This window comes from Campylobacter concisus (assembly GCF_002913225.1).
Classification (GTDB): Bacteria; Campylobacterota; Campylobacteria; order Campylobacterales; family Campylobacteraceae; genus Campylobacter_A; species Campylobacter_A concisus_J.
This window is the reverse complement of record NZ_PPAW01000049.1, coordinates 1-461: the sequence shown is the minus strand read 5'-3', so window position 1 is coordinate 461 and position 461 is coordinate 1. Positions and strand designations below refer to the sequence as shown.

The following is a 461-nucleotide window of genomic DNA, read 5'->3' as shown; positions in this document are numbered from 1 at the left end:
GTGCTGCTGTTCGACCCGCTCTCGGCTTTGGGCGTGGGCTTTTGGTTTTCCTTCGGCGCGGTGGCGGCGCTGATTTGGGTGGCACAAGGGCGGCTGGAGGCCATGCCGGATGACGATGCACCAGAAGGCGGCTGGCTGCGTACGGCCAAGCATTCCGGCAAATGGCGCATCGCGCTGCGTGCCCAATATGCGGCCACGCTGTTGGGGTTTTGGCAGGCCGGGCAGGTATTCGGCACCGTGCCGCTGGCCGCGCCTTTGGCCAATGCGCTGCTGATTCCGTGGTTTTCCTGGGTGTTGGTGCCGCTGGCTTTGCTGGCGGTGCTGCTGCCGTTTGAAGGCTACCTGAAAATGGCGGCTGCCATCGGCGAATACACCATGGGCGCGGTGGTGTGGGCGGGCGGCATCGTGCCCACCGGCGCACTGGCGCATTTGCCGCCGCTGTTTTGGCTGGCCGTGTTGGC

Annotated in this window: 1 protein-coding gene; it reads left to right on the top strand. The window is 65.7% G+C overall.

The window, feature by feature from the left end; all coding sequences use genetic code 11:
* A partial coding sequence (locus CYP26_RS08300; protein ID WP_181000891.1) for a ComEC/Rec2 family competence protein occupies window positions 1–461 on the top strand: 461 nt, incomplete at both ends.